The organism is Ruminococcoides bili (genome assembly GCF_040093295.1).
Classification (GTDB): Bacteria; Bacillota; Clostridia; order Oscillospirales; family Acutalibacteraceae; genus Ruminococcoides; species Ruminococcoides intestinale_A.
Map to the genome: position 1 here is coordinate 1 of NZ_JBBNJY010000005.1, position 22,771 is coordinate 22,771.

22 protein-coding genes, 3 tRNA genes and 1 other RNA gene are annotated in these 22,771 nt (G+C 38.7%); 6 read left to right on the forward strand and 20 right to left on the reverse strand.

What is annotated here, in order from left to right; all coding sequences use genetic code 11:
* Nucleotides 1-140: 140 nt before the first annotated feature.
* Complete coding sequence (locus tag AAAY30_RS02570; RefSeq protein ID WP_499215622.1) at nucleotides 141-3,257, reverse strand: alpha-amylase family glycosyl hydrolase; 3,117 nt, start codon at nucleotides 3,255-3,257, stop codon at nucleotides 141-143.
* Between the two features lie 850 nt (nucleotides 3,258-4,107).
* Between AAAY30_RS02570 and AAAY30_RS02575 the strand changes: the two genes are divergently transcribed.
* The 4 genes from AAAY30_RS02575 (at nucleotide 4,108) to AAAY30_RS02590 (ending at nucleotide 7,739) form a co-directional block, all read left to right on the forward strand.
* Nucleotides 4,108-5,175, forward strand: a complete 1,068-nt coding sequence (locus AAAY30_RS02575; protein ID WP_499215621.1) for a hypothetical protein — start codon at nucleotides 4,108-4,110, stop codon at nucleotides 5,173-5,175.
* A 44-nt stretch (nucleotides 5,176-5,219) separates the two neighbouring features.
* Nucleotides 5,220-5,549: a hypothetical protein gene (locus tag AAAY30_RS02580; RefSeq protein WP_195410267.1), complete on the forward strand. Its 330-nt coding sequence runs from the start codon at nucleotides 5,220-5,222 to the stop codon at nucleotides 5,547-5,549.
* A 568-nt stretch (nucleotides 5,550-6,117) separates the two neighbouring features.
* Entirely contained in the window at nucleotides 6,118-6,420 is a 303-nt protein-coding gene (locus AAAY30_RS02585; RefSeq protein WP_195410268.1) for an RHS repeat-associated core domain-containing protein, read from the forward strand.
* Nucleotides 6,421-7,205: 785 nt separating this feature from the next.
* Nucleotides 7,206-7,739, forward strand: coding sequence for a hypothetical protein (locus AAAY30_RS02590; protein ID WP_486967818.1), 534 nt, complete (start codon nucleotides 7,206-7,208; stop codon nucleotides 7,737-7,739).
* A 467-nt stretch (nucleotides 7,740-8,206) separates the two neighbouring features.
* Here AAAY30_RS02590 and AAAY30_RS02595 read toward each other — a convergent pair.
* The 7 genes from AAAY30_RS02595 to AAAY30_RS02625 all read right to left on the reverse strand — a co-directional run bounded on the left by AAAY30_RS02595 (nucleotide 8,207) and on the right by AAAY30_RS02625 (nucleotide 11,912).
* Nucleotides 8,207-8,296: transfer RNA gene (locus AAAY30_RS02595), tRNA-Ser, on the reverse strand.
* A 32-nt stretch (nucleotides 8,297-8,328) separates the two neighbouring features.
* Nucleotides 8,329-8,417, reverse strand: a tRNA-Ser gene (locus tag AAAY30_RS02600).
* Nucleotides 8,418-8,550: 133 nt separating this feature from the next.
* Nucleotides 8,551-8,639: transfer RNA gene (locus AAAY30_RS02605), tRNA-Ser, on the reverse strand.
* A 104-nt stretch (nucleotides 8,640-8,743) separates the two neighbouring features.
* Nucleotides 8,744-9,370: an epoxyqueuosine reductase QueH gene (locus AAAY30_RS02610; protein ID WP_499215620.1), complete on the reverse strand. Its 627-nt coding sequence runs from the start codon at nucleotides 9,368-9,370 to the stop codon at nucleotides 8,744-8,746.
* A 9-nt stretch (nucleotides 9,371-9,379) separates the two neighbouring features.
* Nucleotides 9,380-10,039, reverse strand: coding sequence for an HAD family hydrolase (locus AAAY30_RS02615; RefSeq protein WP_022235119.1), 660 nt, complete (start codon nucleotides 10,037-10,039; stop codon nucleotides 9,380-9,382).
* A 1-nt stretch (nucleotide 10,040) separates the two neighbouring features.
* The gene (locus tag AAAY30_RS02620; protein ID WP_195410273.1) at nucleotides 10,041-10,631 is read right to left on the reverse strand and encodes a cyclase family protein; all 591 of its coding nucleotides are present in this window, start codon (nucleotides 10,629-10,631) and stop codon (nucleotides 10,041-10,043) included.
* 108 nt (nucleotides 10,632-10,739) lie between these two features.
* Complete coding sequence (locus AAAY30_RS02625; protein ID WP_195410274.1) at nucleotides 10,740-11,912, reverse strand: NAD(P)-dependent malic enzyme; 1,173 nt, start codon at nucleotides 11,910-11,912, stop codon at nucleotides 10,740-10,742.
* 119 nt (nucleotides 11,913-12,031) lie between these two features.
* Between AAAY30_RS02625 and rnpB the strand changes: the two genes are divergently transcribed.
* An RNA gene (gene rnpB / locus AAAY30_RS02630) (RNase P RNA component class A) lies at nucleotides 12,032-12,378 on the forward strand.
* A gap of 401 nt (nucleotides 12,379-12,779) precedes the next feature.
* On the opposite strand, the gene AAAY30_RS02635 is transcribed toward rnpB, so the two are convergent.
* The 6 genes from AAAY30_RS02635 to feoB all read right to left on the reverse strand — a co-directional run bounded on the left by AAAY30_RS02635 (nucleotide 12,780) and on the right by feoB (nucleotide 18,238).
* The gene (locus AAAY30_RS02635; RefSeq protein ID WP_302601778.1) at nucleotides 12,780-13,139 is read right to left on the reverse strand and encodes a helix-turn-helix domain-containing protein; all 360 of its coding nucleotides are present in this window, start codon (nucleotides 13,137-13,139) and stop codon (nucleotides 12,780-12,782) included.
* Between the two features lie 166 nt (nucleotides 13,140-13,305).
* Nucleotides 13,306-14,661 (reverse strand): sodium-dependent transporter, encoded by a 1,356-nt coding sequence (locus tag AAAY30_RS02640; protein WP_195410275.1) that lies wholly within the window; start codon nucleotides 14,659-14,661, stop codon nucleotides 13,306-13,308.
* Between the two features lie 86 nt (nucleotides 14,662-14,747).
* On the reverse strand, nucleotides 14,748-15,059 hold the full coding sequence (locus AAAY30_RS02645; RefSeq protein WP_195410276.1) for a DUF5131 family protein: 312 nt from the start codon (nucleotides 15,057-15,059) through the stop codon (nucleotides 14,748-14,750).
* A 17-nt stretch (nucleotides 15,060-15,076) separates the two neighbouring features.
* A complete protein-coding gene (locus tag AAAY30_RS02650; protein ID WP_249376840.1) occupies nucleotides 15,077-15,547 on the reverse strand; it encodes a flavodoxin in 471 nt (156 codons plus the stop codon).
* 153 nt (nucleotides 15,548-15,700) lie between these two features.
* Nucleotides 15,701-15,841: a FeoB-associated Cys-rich membrane protein gene (locus AAAY30_RS02655; RefSeq protein WP_117704606.1), complete on the reverse strand. Its 141-nt coding sequence runs from the start codon at nucleotides 15,839-15,841 to the stop codon at nucleotides 15,701-15,703.
* 12 nt (nucleotides 15,842-15,853) lie between these two features.
* A complete protein-coding gene (feoB, locus tag AAAY30_RS02660; RefSeq protein WP_252559682.1) occupies nucleotides 15,854-18,238 on the reverse strand; it encodes a ferrous iron transport protein B in 2,385 nt (794 codons plus the stop codon).
* A gap of 179 nt (nucleotides 18,239-18,417) precedes the next feature.
* Between feoB and AAAY30_RS02665 the strand changes: the two genes are divergently transcribed.
* On the forward strand, nucleotides 18,418-19,800 hold the full coding sequence (locus tag AAAY30_RS02665; protein WP_499215619.1) for an MATE family efflux transporter: 1,383 nt from the start codon (nucleotides 18,418-18,420) through the stop codon (nucleotides 19,798-19,800).
* A 150-nt stretch (nucleotides 19,801-19,950) separates the two neighbouring features.
* Here AAAY30_RS02665 and AAAY30_RS02670 read toward each other — a convergent pair whose 3' ends face one another.
* Genes AAAY30_RS02670 through AAAY30_RS02695 form a run of 6 tightly spaced genes read right to left on the reverse strand, consistent with a single transcriptional unit; the run spans nucleotide 19,951 to nucleotide 22,739 of the window.
* Nucleotides 19,951-20,481 (reverse strand): HdeD family acid-resistance protein, encoded by a 531-nt coding sequence (locus AAAY30_RS02670; RefSeq protein ID WP_294665933.1) that lies wholly within the window; start codon nucleotides 20,479-20,481, stop codon nucleotides 19,951-19,953.
* Between the two features lie 2 nt (nucleotides 20,482-20,483).
* Nucleotides 20,484-20,780 (reverse strand): hypothetical protein, encoded by a 297-nt coding sequence (locus AAAY30_RS02675; protein ID WP_195410280.1) that lies wholly within the window; start codon nucleotides 20,778-20,780, stop codon nucleotides 20,484-20,486.
* Between the two features lie 7 nt (nucleotides 20,781-20,787).
* Nucleotides 20,788-21,399 carry a hypothetical protein gene (locus tag AAAY30_RS02680; RefSeq protein WP_337781999.1) on the reverse strand — a complete coding sequence of 204 codons (612 nt, stop codon included), beginning with the start codon at nucleotides 21,397-21,399 and terminating at the stop codon, nucleotides 20,788-20,790.
* A gap of 42 nt (nucleotides 21,400-21,441) precedes the next feature.
* Complete coding sequence (locus AAAY30_RS02685) at nucleotides 21,442-21,945, reverse strand: hypothetical protein (protein WP_337781998.1); 504 nt, start codon at nucleotides 21,943-21,945, stop codon at nucleotides 21,442-21,444.
* On the reverse strand, nucleotides 21,935-22,171 hold the full coding sequence (locus AAAY30_RS02690) for a hypothetical protein (RefSeq protein WP_499215618.1): 237 nt from the start codon (nucleotides 22,169-22,171) through the stop codon (nucleotides 21,935-21,937). The genes AAAY30_RS02685 and AAAY30_RS02690 overlap by 11 nt, the downstream gene beginning before the upstream one ends.
* Nucleotides 22,155-22,739, reverse strand: a complete 585-nt coding sequence (locus AAAY30_RS02695; RefSeq protein ID WP_499215617.1) for a DUF6935 domain-containing protein — start codon at nucleotides 22,737-22,739, stop codon at nucleotides 22,155-22,157. The genes AAAY30_RS02690 and AAAY30_RS02695 overlap by 17 nt, the downstream gene beginning before the upstream one ends.
* Nucleotides 22,740-22,771: the final 32 nt, after the last annotated feature.

Here is a 22,771-nt window from a genome sequence, read left to right on the forward strand (position 1 = left end):
ATCTAACTTTTATAATTGCTTGATAAAGCAATCAGCCAAACCATAATTTACCACAACTTTTGATAAAAAACCAAAATTTTCACATAAAAATGCGAGCATACTTTTGGTATGCCCGCAAAATTAGAATTTAAACTTTAAAATCACTCTTCGTAAGTGCCTGACCAAGCCTGTGCTTTTCCGTCGTAAAGATTTTTACCTTCTACAACCTTTACATTCTTAGTCTTTTTAACCCAAGTGCTTTCTGTATTCTTAAAAAGGAAACTTTCTGTACCCGGATAAATAGGTTCGGGAAGTTCGTATTTCCAGATGTCTGTGCCCTCAATTTGAGTCATTTTATATGCCTCTTCGTAAAGACCGTTGCCCCAACCGTAAATATAAACTTCTCCCCACTTTGTTTTTGAATTATCAAAATATACTACATCAAGTGTCCATTCGGGAGCCTCTTCTTTTACATACGGACCGACTGTTGCTGTTGCTTTGTCTGTTGCTTCATCAACGCTTTCAAGGTTGTAGCAATTGTTTGTGCTGCTTACAGTTGCTGACCAAGCGTTGTATACAGGGCCTGAACTTGACGCCTTTGTCATTTCGTCAACCATATCTAATGCTCTGTAGAAAGTAACACTTGTAAGTGTGTTTGCTACCTCTGCCTTAAATACATTCGGATAATCGTCGGTATCCTGCTCAAGCAGATAAGACTTCTTTGTATTGTTATCAAAAGCATAGAGATTTGTACCCATTGATGTCATCCAAGGAAGCTGTGTCTTTAAGTAAAGTGTGTAAGTAGAAGGTGCGGGAGCAGTTGTCGGCTGTGTAGAAGGCTTGGTTGCCTCTGTAGGTTTTGCAGGCTGTGTAGGCTGTGTAGGTTGTTCAGCCTTATAAACTTCGCCTGTTTTGCCTGTGTCCTCTCTAATACCGGAAATATATCTCTGGATCATTGTTACATCTCTGATATCTACAACACCGTCAGCTGTAACATCGCTCAATGCATATATAAGCTGTGACGGCTTTACGGACTCTGCAACAATAAACTGGAGTGAGGTTACATCCTGAACATTAAATTTTCCGTCTGTGTTTACATCGCCGTATTTATATGTTTTGTCGCCTCTTGTAACTTCGGTTGCAGGCTGTGATTCAACTGTAGGTACAAGTGTTGTTTCTTCCCATGAAGTTGTCTTTGTAAGACCGAAAATTCTAGAAGTTCCTTTTAATTTAAGGCCTTTTTCCGACGGATACTGACGAGGAGCAGAGTTTACATTTGAGCTGTCGCAGAAGATAACTCTTGTGTTTGCAGAGTGTGCAAGGTCAAAATTTGACTCAGACTCGTTTTCATCTGCATCTGTTGCAATACAGGTTGTAGGAATTTCTGCATAGTAATAACCTGTTGCCTTATCATAGTTCATCTTTGTACCCGGCCAGTTTGATGCCTTATAAGTTTCTTCCTTTGAAGATTCCTCGTCATAGATGTAAACATAGTAAGGAGCTTTCCATTTTGAGCTTGTTTCTCTTTTTTCAGAAGCAAAGAATACATACACACCTGAACTTGCAGATTTCTGCTTGGTATATTTGTAAGTAGTGGTTGTTGTATTTTTGCCGTCTGTTGCTGTAAGAGTAAGGTGGATTGTTTCGCCGTAAGCGTAGTCTGAACCTACTCTGATTGCAATGTCACCTGTGTAAGTTACAGGCTTAGAATTGTCAATGCAGTATGTACCTGATACTGCGTTGTCAAGACCGAGGTTGATTGTAATTGTGTCACCCTTGAAATCACCGCTCTCTACAGAACAAGTATTTCTCGGAGTTGTTGTGCCGTTGTAAACAACAGCTACACCTGTTGAACCGATATTACCTGTAAGAACGCCGTTAGCTACAGTGAATTTAGCGCCTGAAACTGTATCTGTGTAAGTACCGTTTGCAAGGCCTGTGCCTGAAATACTTACAGACTTTTCGTTGCCGTCGCAGTTAGCAAGAACTACACCGCTTGTGCCTCTTGCAACATAAGCTACATTGTCAACGGCTCCGAGTTTTTCACTCTGACCAACAAAGAGGTTATGGAATTTATTAATTTCAGAAACAGCTGTGCTCTTATAAGTTATATCGCCTGCTGCCTCACCCATTAACGATGCACCCGGACGGGCAAAGTAAAGAGAAGTAGCGTCTTTTCTTGCGGCTATGATAGCCCATGCTTTAGTGATGTTTTCGTCAGATACTTTAGAGGTATTGCTGATACCGCCTGCACCCGAATCGCCCTCGTATGTATCGTGCGACTCTGCCCAAAGAACTACATCGGAAGCGTCAACGCCTGACTTGTAGCTTGAGTTTGCGGCATTTGATGCCTTGCCTTTTACCACATTTGCGAGTACAGAGTCACCAGTTTTGTTATCTGTTACATTAATGTACTTTGTGTAAGAACTGTAACTTCTGCCGGAACCGCAGTTGTTAAGAATCTCACCGTAAATATAAAGATTGTCGCCTGTTTTTGCTTTGTAATATGAGCCTGCAGACTCTGTAATGTTCTTCCAATAATCAGAAGCATAGTCACCGTCATCGGGAGTTTCAATGTGTTTTGCCGCATCAAAACGGAAACCGTCAACACCGCAGTCGATACATTCCTTAAGGAGTGAGATAACCTTATCCTGAACAACTTTGCTGTTTGTTTTGAGGTCAGGGCAGGAAGTAACATGTCCCTGAACTACATTTTTTACACTGCTGTCTGATGCAACAATATCGTTGTTACGGAAGAAAGCACTTGCATTGTCGTAAATTTCAGGATCATATGTTTTAACCTGTGAGCTTACAACATTAGGTGTATCTTCGCTTTCATTGCCCATATGGTTAGAAACAATGTCGCAAATAATTTTTACACCGTACTTTTCAGCCTCTGTACAAAGGTCTTTGAGTTCGTCTTTTGTACCGAACCATGCGTTTTTAGCTACAGAAAGGCTTACAGGCTGATAAAGTTTCCACCACTGACCTGTAACATCTCTTGATGTTGAGTAGTCTTTCGGCTGCTGAACAGGTGAAGTCTGAACTGTAGAATAACCGGCTGCTGCAATTGCAGGCAGGTTTTCCTTAATTGTTTTGTATGACCAGTTAAAAGCGTGTAAAATTACGCCGTCCTGAACATTTCTTTGCAGATTATTGTCCGCTGCGGAAACCGCATTATCATTTTCAACTGCGGATGCGGTCAATGCCATTGCAGATGCAGAAGAAACGATAGTTGCCGCAAGCACAATGCTTGTCAGCTTTTTAAGTTTACTCATAAACGAAATCCGTCCTTTCCAATTATTTGATTTCCTTTTAATTATACCAAAATACTCCACAAAAATATATGTTTTATTTTAACAAATTAACCGCAGTATTTTTAGTTATTATAACAAAGAAACGCTTTATTATATACGCAAGAAACAAGCATAGTAAATAACTTTATTTTTTATTTGAATCGGGCAAAAAATTCGGCTCACTCCGCAAGTTTCTCGTGGTAGTTATTTCTTGTCTGTTTGTATTCTTATTTTACTCTCCGTACATTTTCAAATGAAGTGCAGAGCAGAAATAGATGGTAAAACCCACAAAGCCGAGATTACAGTAAACTAATAACTATTTGGTATATATAAATGAAAGCACGGATTAATATGAAATTTAAAAGAGTTTGCATAGCATTGATAATATAAAAAGGCTTGTGAAAAAATTAGATGTAAGCTATGATCATCTGTTTTTGCAGTTTCAAGATTAGAAAACAGAAAAAAGATAAATGAAATTGTGAACGATAAAATAAGATTTTAAAAGGCTGTTACAAAATTTGTAGCAGCCTAAAATATTGCACAATTAAAACAATAATACATAGTGTAATAAGATGAATTTATGCAAAATAATTAATTGTTGTTGCGTATTTATCTTTTATATGGTAGAATTATGCTGAGGTTAAATATGGAAATGTTACTGGTAAATTTCACGGAACCGTTAATAAACAAATTATTACGAATACAGCCTTATCTGTGTTTTGGCAGAATAAATTAAATTGTAGCTGTTATGAATTTGATATATTAAAAGTTTCAGAGTAATTAATACATAATGATTACTGTATTTGTAAATTTCTAAGGAGAAAGTGATATTATGAAAGTAAAAAAGAAATTGTCGCCGTTACTCATATGTTTAATTATATTATCTGCTTTACTTTTGGTTATTGCTTTTTTTGTTCTGACCAAAGAAAAAGTTGACCTTAAACAAGATAGCGATACTTCGTACTATAACAGCTATGAATACGGTTGTAACAGTATGCGTATTTATAACGGTAAAAGGTTTCCTATGTCAGATGATTATATGGTATATAAGGACGGCAATTTATATGTAAAAGACCCTATGTATTATAGGGCTGATATTTATTATTCTGACAGAAAAGAAAATGTTTCAACTTCAATTACTTCGCAAAGAATAGAGAATATTGAAGTTTATTGCGATGACGGCAGTTTGTATATGGAAAATCACGCAACACAAGAAAAGCAAAAATTAGATGAACAAAGCCAAATCCTTTTCTTTGATGGCGACAGGGTTTTATATTCAGTTGACAAAAAGAAACTTGTAATTGTTGATGCTAAGAATATAAACGACAGGAAAGAAATAGATTATATCGGTGAAATATTCTATATTTCTATAAACAGCAATACACTTAATGTTATTACAAAAAATGAATACAAATATGAAATTTTTCAATATGATGTGGATACATATTTGCAGAAATCACACTTCGAACATAGTACATTGAGTAACTTGGACGAGCCGGCTATTATTAATGATTACTTTTTATATTGCTGCAAAGATCTGATAAACACTTCTGAAGAATGTACTTTCTTAAAATACAATTTAAAAACCGGAGTAATATCACGAGCAGCCTTACATAATTATGTTCAATCAGTTACTTACAATAATAATAAAATTTATTTTTCGGCTGAAAAGTCAGAGTGGAATATAGTAAGAACAACCGTTGAGGATGAAAATAACGGTTTGTGGGAGGTCGATATAGAAACCGGAACTAAAAAGAAGCTTTCTGACGAATGTGTATTTGACGATTTGCTTGCAACAGAAAATTATCTTTATTGCTACAGAAAAGACTATTTACTGCCACGAGGAATGGATAACGCTCGGTATAAGGGATATATTTTAAAGCAAATTCCAATTAATTAGCAAAAATTTAATATTGTAATTGTGATTATAAAAAGTTAATAAAAATGTATTCTTGGTCAAATGCCAATAATCTAAAATTCACTTGCTACGAAAACGGTAAACGCATAGTAATTTATGATGTTTGTCAAATAGCCCGTGATTATAGGACTGGCAATGAATGGCTTAATGATTTACATATTACTAATTACGAATTAAATAGAGAATATGATTTAGATAGTTATAATTGTGTTCAATCTTCAATGGATATATTACTTCAAGGAACCTTTAGTAGTGAAAGTAAAAAATACAAGGATAAAATCAAAAGTATATATGGTAATGTATTTAAGCTTGATTTTTATCCCAATAAAGTTTACAACAAATTAATTGATTGTTAAAAGTTTAGAGGTGTTAAATATGATGCATTACATATACACTCCGATTATTACACTGTTTTTTATAATCGTTATAGCATTTTTGGAAACAATTTTAGCAAATTGCGTATCTGTATATATAATTAATTCCAAATTACCAAAGCCACTTCTAAGTAGTGAATACAATAATACAATTTGGAAAATTTTAGGCTGTTGCTTTTTAGCAGAATCGATTTCAATGGTTATTCTTTCGATATTATTTCCTTTAATTTTAGGTGAATCCATTAAATATGCAGTACAAAATTCCGTTATACTACTTATATATATGATAACAACAGGAACTAACTATTCAAATTTACAGAGTATATTATTTACTATTTCGACCATATTTTTATCATCTGTAATAATATTCTTACTTTGCAGATTTTTTATATTTAAAAATCTTGATTTATTAGAAAAAAAGAAACGATATTCATTACTTATTGCAATTATGTCGGCTCCATATTTTTTGTTAATTCCGTTCGGAAATATTTTGAATTTTATTATTATGATATTATATGGCGTGTAAAAACTTTAAATTATTGACTCTGATATGACTAAAGCACATACCTCGGACTGTGATCTTGCAAATATAAATCCGTTCCGTTATCGAGGATATGTGTATGACAGTGAAACCGGTTTGTATTATCTCAAGAGCCGTTACTATGACCCGGTTACAGGCAGATTTTTAAATGCAGATATGTATTGTGACACTCAATCAAATATCTTTGGAACAAATATGTTTGCATACTGCAACAATAACCCTGTAAATCAAAGAGACCCTGAGGGTACAGATGCTTATTGGGTACAATTCGGTAATGCGGTTAGATTATTTGATACTTCAATTACGAATTAAAAGGACTTTAAAAGTGAAGGTGATTTTACTATGGATATAATTTTATATATATATTACCGGTTTTTCTCATAGTTTTGCTTTTGCCAAAATATTTTATGGTACTGTTGGCAAAATGCGTGGATAACGCTTTGTTTAGAGAAAAAATAATTGATAAAGAAATCAGGAGAAAACTTTACCGCAATGGAGTGTTTGCTGATCTAATAGCATCTTTTAGTATGATTGTGATTGGCTTTATTCAGAACATAATTGAGTCCCCAAGCTATTACTTTACAGATTTAGAAGACTATTTTGAGTGTTTTAATCTTAATGTTTTTTCATTTTTTAACGCACCTTTTTACTCCAGCCAAAGTATGTTTAAAGGTTCTTTTCTTTTTATTTTAGTGACAATTATAATATCAGCTCTAATCAGTCTGTATTTTGATTATTTTACAATTTTCAGAAACCCGGATCTAACAAAAAAGCAAAAAACTTGTACTCTGATTATTTTTGTGTTAATGACTGCTCCATACTATTTCCTGATTTCTCCTACTTTATTTTATAATTGATATATATAATAAAATCCTTTTTATAAATACAATTTGATAACCGGAGGTTTTTCACGAATAGTTGAACATAATTATCTTACTAAGAGCAGAGAAAAACAAGGTTATGATGAAGAAGATATATTTACACTAATGATGATTTATGCTTCCAAATATGGTTTTGATGAAAGGTTGAACCTTTTGGAAACGCTGATTAAATATAAGCCATACAAAAAGCTAAAATCAAATTAAGTAGGTGATTTAATGAATATTACATTTATGGTAGTAACAGTATTTTTATTTTTCTTTGGATTAATATTTTTAGGCAAGCTTATAATTTCCGGCTATGTTACATACCTCCTTTCGGTTAAGTTTGGCGATGAATACATAACTTCTCAGATGAAGAGAGATACCTATATATTTGGCATTGTGGCTGACTTAGCAGCGATTGGCATTGTTTCTTTAGTTTTAATAATTTTAAGCAATACTACAAATATCTCTGTAATTGAAATTGATGGTATAACATTTCTGCAGTATTACTTCTGTCTGTTCATCTATGCCATTTATCCTCAATATTCATACTTGGGCGATGACAATCAAGCATTTGCTGAGAGCTTTTACATTATTCTTGCCTTGATTGCGGTTTCTCTCATAGCAAGCTGTATTATGTATTACTTTTTCGTGTTCAGAAAATCCGAATTAAGCAAGCCAAAAAAATTCTATTCGGTTTTTATTTTAACTATTACAACCGCACCGTATTATTTCCTATTTTCATTTGCAAGTTTTGGAAACTTATAAGTCATAGAACAGTAGATTAATATCAGCGGATAATAGTTGGTATAAGGAATATTGTTTAAAGCAAATTCCAATTAATTAGCAAAAATTACAACTTAAAATCAAAAATTCAACTAAGAAAAGGCTGCTACAAAATTTGTAGCAGCCTTTAATACTATGATAATAATTAAAACCCGACTTTTCTACATAAAGTCTAAAAGTGTGATACAATACAAAATAATGTGAGCCTGTCAAAAGTGTGAAGGAATAGAGATAAAAAGACTCTATTCGAGCCAACTTGTGAAAGTTCGCATAAAACCGCCAATAGAACAATCACCCTGTTGGGAGATAGTGTGACATAGACTGTAGAGTATGAAAGCGTTATTCACCTACACCTGTTCATTGTCGAGGAAAGTTTTTCCTGAACGCCAAAAAACAATTATTAGTTAATAAAAAGGATAGTCTGAAGTATAAAACCTCAGACTATCCTTTGGCGGAGGACAAGGGATTTGAACCCTCGCGCCGCGTTAGCGACCTACTCCCTTAGCAGGGGAGCCTCTTAACCACTTGAGTAATCCTCCGTGTAGTTAAACTACAAAAAATATTGAATAAATGGCGGAGAGAAAGGGATTCGAACCCTTGGTCCCTTGCGGGATCACTAGTTTTCAAGACTAGCTCCTTAAACCACTCGGACATCTCTCCGTATTGAATATTATCACAACTCAACGATATTTATTATATCACTTTGTGATATATTTGTCAACAGTTAAAATAAATTTTTATATAAAATATTTTAAACCGTATATATAAAGCGATAAGAAAATCGGCAATCAAGTGGCGGAGAGAAAGGGATTCGAACCCTTGGTCCCTTGCGGGATCACTAGTTTTCAAGACTAGCTCCTTAAACCACTCGGACATCTCTCCGTATTGCCGATTATCTTACGCAACGATATATTTTATACCATTTTTTCAGCCGTTTGTCAAGATTTTTTTGAATTTTTTTCAAACTTTTTCAAAATTCTGTAAATTTATTCTTTTTCCGCCGCCTCACGCTTTGAAAAAACACAGCCGCAGTAATTCTGTCTGTACAAATTATGCTCGGCAGAAAGTACGATTGAGCGTTTGTAACCCTCTTTTTTCTTAAAATCACTGTTTAACCACTTTAAATCGTAAACATCAGCGAAACGCTCGCCTATTTGATTCAGTAACGGTGCGTTTTTCAGCGGACTTATCGTCAAAGTGGTTGTAAAGTAATCGAAATTCATTTCCCGGGCAATGCGGGCGGTCTTTTCAAGGCGCAGTTCAAAGCATTTTTTACACCTTTCCCCTCCCTCGGGTTCGTTTTCAAGACCTTTTACGGCAGAAAAATATTCTAAAGGAGAATATTCGCCCTCAATAATATTTACGGGATACTTAAAATTCATTTCGGAAATAAAGCGTTTTTCTTCGTTTAATCTGTGCTGATATTCAGCCCTTTCAGAAATATTGGGATTATAAAAGAAAACCGTGATTTTAAAATACTGCGACAAATACTCAAGACAATAGCTTGAACAAGGCGCACAACAGACATGCAAAAGCAGTGTCGGAACAGTATTTGTCTTTTGAAGATTTGAGATTATTCCGTCAAGGATTTTCTGATAATTTACCTTGTTCATCGTTCGTCCTTATTTCTGTGCCAAAATCATATTCAAAAGTTCGTCGGCGGTTGCGGCAACCTGCGGAGCGCCTGCCTCCGTAAGCTCTTTCCTGCCTCTGAATCCCCATTCAACGCCAAGCATACTTACGCCTGCATTCTTTGCGGTGAACACATCAACATCGCTGTCGCCGATATAAATACACTCGCTCTGCTTTACATTGTGCTTGCTCAAAATTGCGTTTAAAGCCTCGCCGTCGGGTTTGCACTTATATTCCTTTTTGTTGCCCCAAGCCTCGGTGAACTTATGGTTCGGGAACACTTTTGCAAGGATAGCGCCTACAAATTCATCGGGTTTGTTTGAAAGTACGGCCGTCATAATGCCGTTTTTGTCGAGCTGCTCCAAAAGTTCGGTACAGCCCTTGTACTCGGCTGTATGGTCGTTGCTGTGAGCGCCGTAGTAAGTGTTAAATCCGTTCATAACCGTATCAAAAAGTGCCTTATCTTCGCTTTTCTCGCCCATTGCACGCTTTACAAGCATTTCTCTGCCGTTGCCTACAAAATGATTGTAATTCTCCATAGGATGTACAGGCAAGCCTGCCTGCTTAAGTCCCTCATTGGTGGCAATACCAAGGTCAACAAGAGAATTTACAAGTGTGCCGTCCAAATCAAATACTACCATTTTTACCATATCAAAGACCTCTTTCCTGTTCAAACAAAATTGCACGGCAAGGTGCCGCCTCCAGACCGCCAAGCTTAATAGGAAATGCAAAAAGCTCATAGTCGCCGTCTGCTATATCCGATAAATCAAGGTTTTCCAAAATCGCAATGCCTGCATTTGCAAGGATTTTGTGCGTTTCGTTCTCGTCATATTCGGGTGCGATTGACTGTGCGTCCGTGCCAATCATAACCACGTCGCTGTCAGCGAGCACTCTGGCGGCAAAAGCAGACACAAAAGCCTTGCAGTTGCCGTGCAAAAGCAGTTTCTTACGGCTGTGCGCAAGAATTTTGTCCATATCTTCGCCCGTAAGAATACCGTTGACCGTGACTACCGTACATTTGCCCGTAAAGGTATTAAGGCGCATTTTGGATATAGAACTGCCGTCGCTCGAAAAATGCAGAGGAGCGTCAATATGAGTGCCTGTGTGGGTGCTCATACTAATGGCAGAAAGATTGTAATCATCGCCGTTTTCAATACTTTTTATTCTGTTTACCTCGGTCTGCGGGTCACCCTCGTAGACCTTGCTTGTGAGAATATCCCTTGAAATATCGTGAATTATCAAGCTATGCACCAACTTTTTGTCTTAATACATCTATTATACTATATAATTACAAAAAATTCAAATACAAAAGGGACTGCCTTTCGACAGCCCCGTAAATTTATACATTTATCAAATTCTTGCAACGCCTGTTTCAATAGCGGCTTTTTTAACAGCCTCGGCAACAGTCTTACCGATTCTCTTATCGAAAGCCTCGGGAAGAATGTAGTCGGCATTAAGCTCACTGTCGCTTACGAGTGAAGCGATTGCAAATGAAGCGGCAACTTTCATCTCTTCGTTGATGTCGCTTGCACGGCAATCAAGAGCACCTCTGAAAATGCCCGGGAAAGCGAGAACATTGTTAATCTGGTTCGGAAAGTCACTTCTGCCTGTACCTACAACGGCAGCGCCTGCTTTCTTGGCAAGGTCAGGCATAATTTCAGGAGTAGGATTAGCCATAGCAAAGAGGATTGGGTCTTTTGCCATAGAAGCAACCATTTCTTCGCTTACACAGCCTGCGGCTGAAATACCGAGAAATACATCTGCGCCCTTCATAGCGTCTGCGAGTGTGCCTGTCATATGCTCAAGGTTAGTAATCTCTGCCATTTCACGCTTAACGGCATTAAGTCTTTCGTCACCCTTGCAGATGATACCCTTACTGTCGCAAAGAGTAATGTTCTTAACGCCCATATTGAGGAGGTGCTTGGCAATGGCAATGCCTGCTGCGCCTGCGCCGTTCATAACAACCTTTATGTCCTCAAACTTTTTGCCTACAAGCTTTAAAGAATTGATAAGTCCTGCGGCAACGATTACGGCTGTACCGTGCTGGTCATCGTGGAAAATCGGAATATCGCACTTTTCCTTAAGCTTTTTCTCAATTTCAAAGCAACGGGGAGCGGCAATATCCTCAAGGTTAATACCGCCGAATGAACCGCTGATAAGGTAAATTGCATTTACGATTTCGTCAACATCTTTACTTCTTACGCAGATAGGAAATGCGTCAACATCGCCGAACTCTTTAAAGAGAGCGCATTTGCCCTCCATAACAGGCATACCTGCCTCGGGGCCGATGTCGCCAAGACCGAGAACCGCTGTACCGTCTGTTACTACTGCAACAAGATTGTTTCTTCTTGTAAGCTCAAAAGACTTGTCGTAATCTTTCTGAATTTCAAGGCAAGGCTCGGCAACACCCGGTGTATATGCAAGAGATAAATCCTCGGCATTAGAAATAGGAACTCGTGATACTACCTCGATTTTACCGTTCCATTCGTAATGCTTTTCGAGTGATTTCTGTCTTATGTCCATTATAAACTCTCCTTTGTTACAAATCTTTATTTATTATAAACTGAAAAATCGGATATATCAAGCTATTTTATGAAAATTTAAGTTGACATTTTGCAAAAAATCATATAGTATTATAGATATGAGTGTATTGAACAGCTGCGGGAAATTGCCGAAAGGCGTTTTGCGAGGAAAGTCCGGGCTTCACAGAGCAAAAATAACGGCTAACGGCCGCCGGAGGCGACTCCAGGGATAGTGCAACAGAAAATTACCGCCACTTTTGTGGTAAGGATGGAAAGGTGAGGTAAGAGCTCACCGGAGATAGCGAGAGTTATCTGCCGTGTAAACCCTATTTGAAGCAACACCGTGGTAGGACATTATACGCTTGCTCGGCGTGTCCTTAGGAGGTGGCATTGAGCAGTTCCGGCAACGGGCTGCCAAGATAGATAGCTGTTCACGACAGAACCCGGCTTACAGATACAGTCATATTTTTTAAAGACTGCTGCATTTTTGCAGTGGTTTTTATTTTTTTGCTTTTTGCGTTCTGTTCTGAATGTCAGCATTAGTAAATTATGGTTTAGCGGAGTGTCGGTCGGGCATTGAAATTTAGCTAACGCTAAATTATCCTCCAAAAAACAAAAAAGTTTACTCGATTTTTTCAAAAATAATGCTTTTCAGCATATAAAATTCACTGTTATATTGCAGTAAAAATACTTAAACGGAGAAAATACAAAAAGCACTCACAATCGGCGACCGACTGCGAATGTTCGGTTAGTATTTTTTAATAAGTTTTCTTTATTTAGTTTTATTAGGGTTCAGATTATGAAGCAGGCAGGTGCAAAAATAAAGCGGTTATCCTCAATATTTTAAGCACCCTACTGCATTGATTTTTTAAGGTTGAGCGTTTCTCTTTGTAAAATAATCCACAAGATTTGCTCTTGCAAAACCTTCGTTGTAAAAATTCGGGTTGAGTTCATATATAAAAGAAGTGTTCTGCTCCTTGCCGAATTTGCTCGCACGAAAGCCGCCGGACTTTGAGATAATCTCTCTGTCCTCAAGTTTTCGCACACACTTGCGTACTGTATTGTCTGACATTGCGCAAGCTGTTGCAATTGTATGAATAGACGGATAGCAAATGCCTGTATCGTCACTGCAACGCACAAGATAGCTTAAAACGGCAAGCTCGGACGGAGTGAGCATAAGGCAGAAAACCTCGTTTGGTAATGTAAAAAAGTTTTTAATGTTTTTCAAAATATCACCTCAATTACATTGCAAAAAAGGTAAAAGTTGCACTAATTGCAATAATTTTTCTGAAAATATTTTTGAAAATTTTAGAATTACGGTTTAACTAACTGTTTAGACAAAAAAATCTCCCGATACGCAAGATTAATGCAATATCGGGAGATTTGATTTTAAATTATTTTATAAAGCCCTGTACAAGTACAATAAGCACAAGAATCGGGAGTACGAATTGGAAATAAGGCTTTAAAAATCTTGCAAATTTCATACCCTTGCCTGTATTACATTCAGTAAGGTAATTGTCAAATCCCCAACCGAATTTTGTAACGCAGAACAGCAGATAAATAAGCGAGCCGACAGGCAACAAAATATTGCTTACAAGGAAGTCCTCCATACCGAGAACATTCTGACCAAACAGCTCAAAACCGCTCCAAATATTAAATCCGAAAACGCAAGGCAGGCTTGCAATCAGAATTATAACGGCGTTGATAATCACTGATTTTGTGCGGCTGATTTTGAACATATCAATGCAGAACGAAATAATATTTTCAAACACGGCAATGATTGTTGAGAAACAGGCAAATGTCATAAAGAGGAAGAACAGCGTGCCCCAAATTCTTCCGCCTGCCATATTTACAAATACATTTGGCAAGGTAATGAATATGAGTGCAGGGCCTTGGTCGGGCTCAACTCCGTATGAGAAACACGCAGGGAAAATAATAAGTCCCGCCATAATTGCCACAAAAGTATCGAGTGCGCAGATTTTCACGGACTCGCCCGGAAGAGTATCGTCCTTTGACATATAACTTCCGAAAATTTCCATAGCCGCAATACCGAGGCTCAAAGTAAAGAAACTCTGATTCATAGCGGCGGAAACAATGTTGCCGATACCTATTTCGGATACTTTTTCAAAATCGGGAACAAGGTAAAACTTAAGTCCCTCGCCTGCACCGCTAAGCAAAATGCTGTTTACGGCAAGTGCGAGAATGAGCACAAGCAAAGCAATCATCATAACCTTGCTCACCTTTTCTATTCCCTTTTGAATACCTCTGCTACACACCAAAAAGCCGAGTATGGTAATAATAGCCATCCATATAACCATTTCAATCGGGTTTGACTGCAACTGAGAGAATACACCGCTGACTTGCTCAGAGGTCATTCCGCTTTCAAAAGTGCCTGTTGCAAATTTGTAAAAATAGCTTGTCATCCACCCTGAAACGGTTGTGTAGTACATCATCAGCAGATAACAGCCAAGCATACAGAACCAACCGTGAATATGCCATTTGCTTTTTGGCTTTTCAAGTTTTTTGTAGCCGAGTACGGCGCTTTTTCGGCTTGCTCTGCCCACTGCAAGCTCCATTGTCAATACGGGAATACCCATAAGAACAAGGAAAACGAGGTAAAGCAAAACGAACAGACCGCCTCCGTTTTCGCCTGCAACATACGGGAATCGCCATACATTGCCGATACCGATTGCACAGCCCGCACTTACAAGAATAAATCCAAGCCGTGACTTAAAACTTTCTCTTTCCATAGAAACTCTCCTAAAAACAAACTGTTACAATTATATAAAAAATAATCATACACTGTCAAGCATAATGTAAAATATTTATCTGTATTTTAATTTTCGCTTAATGGCACATAGAGCTTATTTTTCGGGATTTTGTCACCGAAGTTATCGCAAAGTTTCCATTCGATCGGTTTTTCGCTTAAATTCATTTTAGATTTATAAGCCATCTTGCTTTGAAGCTGTTTTTTCGGCATAAGATAAGTTTTGCTGTCTTTGATAAACACAGTACCCGTTTCTATAAAGCAAAAAGTGACATTGTACTTTTCACATTCCTCTCTAAGGTGTTTTACCCAATCAAAATTACACGGTCGTGCGCCGTCATAGTTTTCTCCGCCGCACCAACACTCATACAGCCTATGCATAGCTTTACCTTATTAAATTAAAGTTTTTCTGCCCAATCGGCAAGGGCTTTTTCGCTCATACCGTTAATTACTTTACCCTCAACCCAATTTGCGCCCGGGCAGCTCGGCTTTAGATTTGCCAAAGTCTTACCCATTCCGCTGCCGCCGGAAGTTGCAAACGGAATAACCTTTTTACCGTCTAAGTCAACATTTTCTACAAATGTGTTGATAATTGTTGGAGCAACATACCACCAGATTGGGAAACCGATAAAAATTGTATCGTAATTCGCAAGACTGTTAGGAAGCTGGGCAATCTGCGGACGATAGCTTTTATCGTTCATTTCAACCGAAGAACGGCTGTTTTTGTTTGTCCAGTCGAGGTCGGCTCTTGTGTAAGGCGTCTGCGGCTTTATTTCAAACAAGTCTGCGCCTGTTGCCTTTGCAAGCTTTTCTGCCATTGCCTTAGTGTTACCGCTTGGTGAAAAATATGCTATTAACTTTTTCATTATAATCAACCTTTCAAAGAAATTCAGCTTGTATTTAAACTGTATTTATATTATACTCCTTTGTTTTACAAATGTCTAATGCCTATTTCAAATTGCTTGCTATGCCATTTGGTAATCACAAAAAAGCAAGGCGGAAATTAAACCGCCTTGCTTAAATTATTTTTTATTGCATTTTAGCGTGCAGGCTGAGCAATTACCGCCACACTTTGAAATCATCTTATCCTTTTTAGCTTTTCTTACGGCGAGAATAACCAAAAGAGCTACAATTACTAAAATTATAATACTCGGTATATCCATATTCGCCCTCCGTTAAGCCAAGCCAAAGGCAAGACCGACTGCGTGAATAAGAAAAGCCACACACCATGCGATTGCGCACTGAATAATAACAGTTGCGACAGCCGCCTTAGTACCGCCCATTTCTCGCTTTACGGTTGCAATAGCGGCAACGCAAGGAGTGTAAAGCAAAGTAAATACAAGGAATACAGCGGCGGTAAAAGGAGTAAACAATGTACTTACAAGCTCGGCATCTCCGCCCATAAGTACAGTAAGTGTAGACACAACGCTTTCTTTTGCTGTAAAGCCTGTAATGAGAGCTGTTGATACTCGCCAATCGCCAAATCCGAGCGGAGCAAAAATAGGAGCAACCAAGCTGCCAATCATTGCAAGCAGGCTCTGTTCGGGTGATTCGGCAACATTAAATCTTGCGTCAAAGGTCTGCAAAAACCAAATTATAATTGACGCTACAAAAATAATTGTAAATGCCTTTTCTATAAATCCCTTTGCCTTTTCCCAAATGAGATGCACAACGCTCTTTGCCGATGGAAGTCGGTAATTAGGCAGCTCCATTACAAACGGAACAGGCTCGCCCTTGAACTTTGTGCTTTTTAAAATCAAAGCATAAATAATGGCACAAATAATGCCGAATATGTATAGTCCCACCATTACAAGCGCCTGATACTGCCTTGGGAAAAATACGCTTATAATCAGCGAATAAATCGGCAGTTTTGCACTGCAACTCATAAACGGAGTGAGCAGGATTGTCATTTTTCTATCTCTTTCGCTTGAGAGTGTTCGTGTTGACATAATTGCAGGAACAGAACAGCCAAAGCCTATAAGCATTGGCACAAAACTTCTGCCCGACAGTCCTATTTTTCTTAACAGCTTATCCATTACAAAGGCAACCCTTGCCATATAACCTGTATCCTCAAGAATAGACAAAAAGAAAAACAGAGTTACGATTGTAGGCAAAAAGCTGATTACACTGCCCACACCGTTGCATATGCCGTCTACCACAAGCGAATGCACAACAGGGTTAATCTGTACGGCGGTGAGTGCGTTGTCTATAAGCGATATAACAGAATCTACGCCTAAACTCATTAGGTCAGAGAGCCATGCGCCCACAAGGTTAAAGGTCATAACGAATATGAGTGCCATAATTGCAATAAAGCAAGGAATAGCGGTATATCTGCCTGTAAGCAATCGGTCAATTTTCATACTTCGCTTATGCTCTTTGCTTTCGTGCGGACGGACAACTGTTTTTTGACACATTTTTTCTATAAAGCTGAATCGCATATTTGAAATGGCGGCCTCTCGGTCAAGTCCCGTTTCATCTTCCATTACGGATACAATGTGCTCAAATGCCTGCTTTTTGTCATCGGTCAGGTTAAGCAGCTTTTCAATAGGCACATCGTTTTCTATCAGCTTTGTTGCGGCAAATCGCAGCGGCAGTCCCGATTGCTTTGCCTCAGGCTCTATCATATGCACTACGGCGTGTATGCAGCGGTGAACCGCTCCGACAGGGTCTTTTTTATCTACACTGTCTGTGCAAAAATCTATTCGCCCCGGCTTTTCCATAAATCTTGCCACATGAAGTGCGTGACTTACAAGCTCGTCTATACCCTCATTTTTTACGGCTGAAATAGGAATAACAGGTATTCCGAGAATTTGCTCAAGCTCGTTTACTCTGATACTTCCGCCGTTTTCTCGCACCTCGTCCATCATATTCAGCGCAAGCACCATAGGAATACCAAGTTCCATAAGCTGCATAGTAAGGCATAGATTTCGCTCAAGGTTTGAGGCGTCTACAATATTTATAATTCCGCTCGGCTTATCTTTTATCAAGAAATCTCGTGTAACTATTTCTTCGCTCGAATACGGCGACAATGAGTAAATACCCGGCAAGTCGGTAACTGTTGCCTCAGGGTGATTTTTAATTGTGCCGTCTTTTCTGTCTACGGTAACACCCGGAAAATTGCCCACATGCTGATTAGCGCCCGTAAGCTGATTAAACAAAGTGGTTTTGCCGCAGTTTTGGTTTCCTGCAAGCGCAAATGTAAGTTTGCTGTCTTTCGGCAGTGCTTTGCTTTCATCGTGAATATGATAATCGTTTGCCTCGCCAAGCTCGCCTACTCGTGGATGCGGAATAGATTTATGCCTTTGCGGTTTGCTGTCGGCAACAACTTTTCGTTCGTGTATGTTTTCAATTTCAATTTTCTTAGCCTCATCAAGTCGGAGCGTAAGCTCATAGCCTCTCACTTCAATTTGAATCGGATCGCCCATCGGCGCTATTTTCTGCAAAGTAATTTCAGTGCCGGGTGTAAGTCCCATATCAAGCAAATGGTGTCTTAATGCTCCGTCACCGCCAACCCTTGTAATAAAAGCACTTTGTTTTGGCTTTAGTTTATCCATTTCCATAAATAATGCCACCCCTATAAATGCAAATGTTCATTTCATTTTTTCATTTCATAATTTTTCTTTCCTTATATTATAATAAAACTTATGTCTATATGCAACCATTTAACAGTTGAAAATTGTAAAAATTAGGAATATAATCTATATAGTATGAATTTATGTGAAACAAAAAGGTGGATTTAATGGAAAAAGAATTAAAAAAGCAAAAGCTTGATATGCTCAACGGCAGTATATGGAACAAACTGCCTGTTTTTGCCCTGCCGATTGCGGCAACGGGAATACTCGAACAGCTTTTTAATGCGTCCGATATAGCAATAGTAGGCAACTTTGCACAAACCGACAAAACCGCAGCGGTAGCGGCAGTAGGAGCAAACAGCCCGATTATCGGTCTGATACTGAACTTATTTATCGGCATAGCGCTCGGCGCAAATGTTGTAATAGCAAACGCCATAGGACGAGATGACAGGCAGACCGTACAAAAGGCGGTACATACCTCAATGGTAGTGTCGGTAATCGGCGGTGTATTGGTTGCGATAATCGGCGAACTTATAGCCGAGCCGTTGCTTACGGTGCTGAATGTACCCGATGATGTGCTTGAGCTTGCACTGTTGTACTTGAGAATATATTTTCTCGGAATGCCTGTCATACTGCTGTACAACTTTGAGGCGGCGATTTTCAGAAGTATAGGTGAAACCAAAATGCCGCTTATTGCGCTTACGCTGTCGGGAATTTTGAATGTACTGCTTAATCTGTTCTTCGTAATCGTACTTAAAATGTCGGTAAACGGAGTAGCAACCGCAACGGTACTTGCAAATGTTGTGAGCGCAGGTATTCTTTATATAAAGCTCGTAAAAAGCGACAAATACATAAAAGTAGAATTTAAAAAGCTAAGAATAGACGGAAAAGTCTTTGCGAAAATTATGCAGATAGGACTTCCGGCAGGAATACAGAGTGCGGTGTTTGCGGTTGCGAATATTGTAATTCAAGGTGCGATTAACAGCCTCGGCACTGTTGTAATTGCGGCGTCAAGTGCGGCATTCAACATAGAGATTATCGCTTACAATGTGATGAACTCGTTTAGTCAGGCTTGCACAACATTTGTCGGACAAAACTTTGGTGCAAATAAGATTGACCGTTGTAAAAAAACTCTTTTCCTTTGCCTTATCGAAGACGCAATTGCATCGGGCACGGCAATACTTATAGTGCTTATAACAGGAAAATTTTTGCTGTCAATATTCAACAACAACCCCGAAGTAATAGAAATAGGCTATACAAGACTTGTAATTATTTTTATAGCTTACATATTCTCAATGCTGTATGAGGTAATGTCGGGATACTTAAGAGGATTCGGATTTTCGCTTGTTCCTGCAATTCTCACTACCGTAGGCGTATGCGTGTTGCGAATAATATGGATAAATACCGTATTCCCCGCAAACAGAACTTTTGTAACGATAATGACCGCTTACCCTGTCAGCTTATCCACAACAGCAGTGCTGATATTTATAGCGTTGATTATCTACAGACCGTCAAAAAGATTTGCAAATAAGGGTAAAGAAAAAGCGTAATTGATTGATAAAGCAATCTGCTAAAATATAATTTACCGATATTACTCCAACATTTACTCCGGAACCAAATATAAAAAAGCACAACAGCCTCTTGATGTAAAAACACCGAGAGGCTGTTGTTTTATATAAGGGAAATGAGTGGATAGCAAATTAATTTTTAAATGCCGAAAGAATCAGTCTTATACCGTATGTCATAAGCAAAATGCCCATAAACAGTCCGAGTGTTTGCGCTGTGAATATAAGATTAAATATTCCGTATATGCCTGCAAGCAGTACGAGCACTCCGCATATAAGCGGAAGTACCCATACACTTGAACCTGATTTTTTAACCTTGAATGATGTTGCTATAGAGGAGATTCCGTCTACAATAAGCCATACCGCAAAAATCGCAAGGATTAATATATCAAACATCACTCTTATGCCGGGCATAAACATTGCGAGCGCAGACACAACCGCCGCAGCTATGCCTGCTATAAGACCTAAAGTTCCCATTAAAGCTTTTTCTTTATTATTACCGTCGTTGCGTGAAGCTGCATACGAAACAATTGAGGAAATTCCCCATAATCCGAGAATTATCGTTACAATCCAACCGATGTTAAGAAATGTAAGTCCGGGATAAAATATGCAATAAATTGACGCAAGAACAGTCAAAATACCCAAAATACAATTAAATACTTTCATAGTCACCTCATATGTTTATTGTGAATAAAAAATAATAATATAACAAAAGCAAGCAATGCAATGCACAACAGCAAGGCTATCAGCAAATATGTTTGTGTTCCCGTTACCATACTCGTGTTATCCTGTACGGGTACGGTCGGGACTGTGGAATACGGTTGAGTTGTCGGTGATAAAATGTTAGCCGTAATCTGCGTACTGCCCTCATCCCTTGCCGTTACCGAAACGGTAGCCGTTATAAAGACTGCGGCAATCACCGTACAAACCGCAATTGCGCTAAGCAATTTTTTAAAATCAGTCATTTCATAATCATATTGTTACAATTGAGCTGTGGAATGTCATTGTACCGCTGTAATCGCCTGCAATAGCGTCAAGGTCTTGTCCGTAGAGTGCCTGCTGATTAAGTACAAGTGTACCCTCCTGAACCTGACCCTGTGAATCGGCGCTGAAGGTTGTAAAGTGGAAACCTTTTGCTCCCGGAGCACCTGCGTCATTGATAGGGATTTTGTCGGCAACATTATCGTCATTTACTTTTTCCGAATAAATATCATACTTAATTTTGAACGGGTTGGTTGCGTCTTTCTGCGTAATGTAGAACTTATCGTCAATGTCCTGACCGTTAATATAAACAGATACAAAGTTGTTATCGTTAAGTTTAAGTTCTGTTGCAGTCACATCAAAGTTGAGATACTTGTTGCTCTGTGTATCTGTCTGCGGCTGTGCAAGAGTGCCGAAATCAACCATATCGGGGATTGTAATAACATAGCTTACATCTCCCGGTTGTGTACCCTCAATTCTTGCGGTAACTTCTGTGGAAGAATCGGGATTTTCGTTTGTAAGGGTTGCCGCCGATGCGGAAACCACGCCTGTTGCGGCGAGCATAGCCGCCATAATTGCCGATATAAATTTTATTTTTTTCATATAAACACTTCTTTCTTTATTTTTACCGAATTTATCGGTATTTTACTTAACTTTAAGTGTGAACTCCGATTCCGCCGAATTGAGTTTTTGATGCGAATCGTCAAGAGTTACACATTCATACAAAACCATTGCTTGATACTCGCCTTTCTCAAGCGACTTTAAAAGCGGTACATCTGTAAGACCGCTGCCGGGTTCAAGCAAATCCGATTTATAAAGCACAGTTCCGTCGGAAAGTCTTAGCGTTGCGTATAAGCCGCAGGTGTTTGACTTTGGATTGCCGATACTGATGTGCAGAGAGGTATCGCCCGCATTCATTTCAGCAGTGCTGTAGCCGGGTATCTGCACGCCTGTTTTTTTGGTATTGTCACTGCCTTTTGAGTTTTCGTCTATGCCTGTATCCCAATCAGTGCGTACCTCCCCTACCACACCCTGTGTGGGTGCGGCAGGTTGAGAGTTTATGTTATTGTAGATTAATACTGCGCTTAGCGCTCCGATTGCAACAATAAGTGCCGCTATAATTGCAATATATATTTTTTTATTTTTCAATGCGTCCTCTTTTCTTCAATACAGCAAAGGCAAGCAAAGCGATAATTGCCGTAAATGAAATTGTATAAATCACGGTTGCGCCCGTTTTTATTGTTGTAATGCATTTACGGTTACGGCTGTAATCGGAAGAGCCGTTAAAAGCATAAGCACACAGGGCAACACTCGAAATACGCTTTGCTTTTTTCTTGATTTTAATAAAAATCTCTCCTTTATGCCCAAGGGTCATTCGAAGCGGGAGTTCGTATGTCGGAGAGTGCAAGATTGCGCCACAAGAACCATTGATCGCCCTTTCTGCGAAGCTCAATCGGGCGAGGTGAGTCCGCTCCCGACGACTGAACCTGAACCTTTGCATAACCCTCGCTCTGATAGGTATATGCATACTCGGAAACGGTTATTTTGTACGGAACATTCGGTGTATAATCGTTCTTCACGGATGAACCCTCAAAATACGAGCGAGGAATATATCCCCTGCCCTTGATTCTGTCACGCAAAAACTGAATATCCATCCCGTTCATCGGCTGAGGTCCTTTTAATACATTGAGCATTTCTATTGTGTTTTCCGGACTTTCATCATATTCAAGCAACACAAGCATTGCAAATGCCGCTGTTGAAAGAGGTGACGAAAAGTCAAGCTCCGGCATTTTTTTGAGTTCATCTGCATTTTTCGGATAATCGGCAAATACAAATGTTTTGCTTTTGTACATTGCATTGTTTACTGCTCCCGAAACAGCATTTGAAACACTGTTTTTTACAGTCTGATTTGTCATATTTTTTAAGCTGTCAAATATACCCATAAATAGTACCTCCTTATTAAAGTGCGGCAGGT

Bases quoted from the DNA above. Each gene is read 5' to 3' on its own strand.
- AAAY30_RS02690 (WP_499215618.1), bottom strand. From the start codon at position 22,171: ATGACCCTTGGGCATAAAGGAGAGATTTTTATTAAAATCAAGAAAAAA.
- feoB (WP_252559682.1), bottom strand. From the start codon at position 18,238: ATGGAAATGGATAAACTAAAGCCAAAACAAAGTGCTTTTATTACAAGG.
- AAAY30_RS02680 (WP_337781999.1), bottom strand. From the start codon at position 21,399: ATGAAAAAAATAAAATTTATATCGGCAATTATGGCGGCTATGCTCGCC.
- AAAY30_RS02615 (WP_022235119.1), bottom strand. From the start codon at position 10,039: ATGGTAAAAATGGTAGTATTTGATTTGGACGGCACACTTGTAAATTCT.
- AAAY30_RS02655 (WP_117704606.1), bottom strand. From the start codon at position 15,841: ATGGATATACCGAGTATTATAATTTTAGTAATTGTAGCTCTTTTGGTT.
- AAAY30_RS02665 (WP_499215619.1), top strand. From the start codon at position 18,418: ATGGAAAAAGAATTAAAAAAGCAAAAGCTTGATATGCTCAACGGCAGT.
- AAAY30_RS02570 (WP_499215622.1), bottom strand. From the start codon at position 3,257: ATGAGTAAACTTAAAAAGCTGACAAGCATTGTGCTTGCGGCAACTATC.
- AAAY30_RS02585 (WP_195410268.1), top strand. From the start codon at position 6,118: ATGACTAAAGCACATACCTCGGACTGTGATCTTGCAAATATAAATCCG.
- AAAY30_RS02625 (WP_195410274.1), bottom strand. From the start codon at position 11,912: ATGGACATAAGACAGAAATCACTCGAAAAGCATTACGAATGGAACGGT.
- AAAY30_RS02640 (WP_195410275.1), bottom strand. From the start codon at position 14,661: ATGGAAAGAGAAAGTTTTAAGTCACGGCTTGGATTTATTCTTGTAAGT.
- AAAY30_RS02590 (WP_486967818.1), top strand. From the start codon at position 7,206: ATGAATATTACATTTATGGTAGTAACAGTATTTTTATTTTTCTTTGGA.
- AAAY30_RS02675 (WP_195410280.1), bottom strand. From the start codon at position 20,780: ATGACTGATTTTAAAAAATTGCTTAGCGCAATTGCGGTTTGTACGGTG.
- AAAY30_RS02610 (WP_499215620.1), bottom strand. From the start codon at position 9,370: ATGAACAAGGTAAATTATCAGAAAATCCTTGACGGAATAATCTCAAAT.
- AAAY30_RS02695 (WP_499215617.1), bottom strand. From the start codon at position 22,739: ATGGGTATATTTGACAGCTTAAAAAATATGACAAATCAGACTGTAAAA.
- AAAY30_RS02580 (WP_195410267.1), top strand. From the start codon at position 5,220: ATGTATTCTTGGTCAAATGCCAATAATCTAAAATTCACTTGCTACGAA.
- AAAY30_RS02575 (WP_499215621.1), top strand. From the start codon at position 4,108: ATGAAAGTAAAAAAGAAATTGTCGCCGTTACTCATATGTTTAATTATA.
- AAAY30_RS02670 (WP_294665933.1), bottom strand. From the start codon at position 20,481: ATGAAAGTATTTAATTGTATTTTGGGTATTTTGACTGTTCTTGCGTCA.
- AAAY30_RS02645 (WP_195410276.1), bottom strand. From the start codon at position 15,059: ATGCATAGGCTGTATGAGTGTTGGTGCGGCGGAGAAAACTATGACGGC.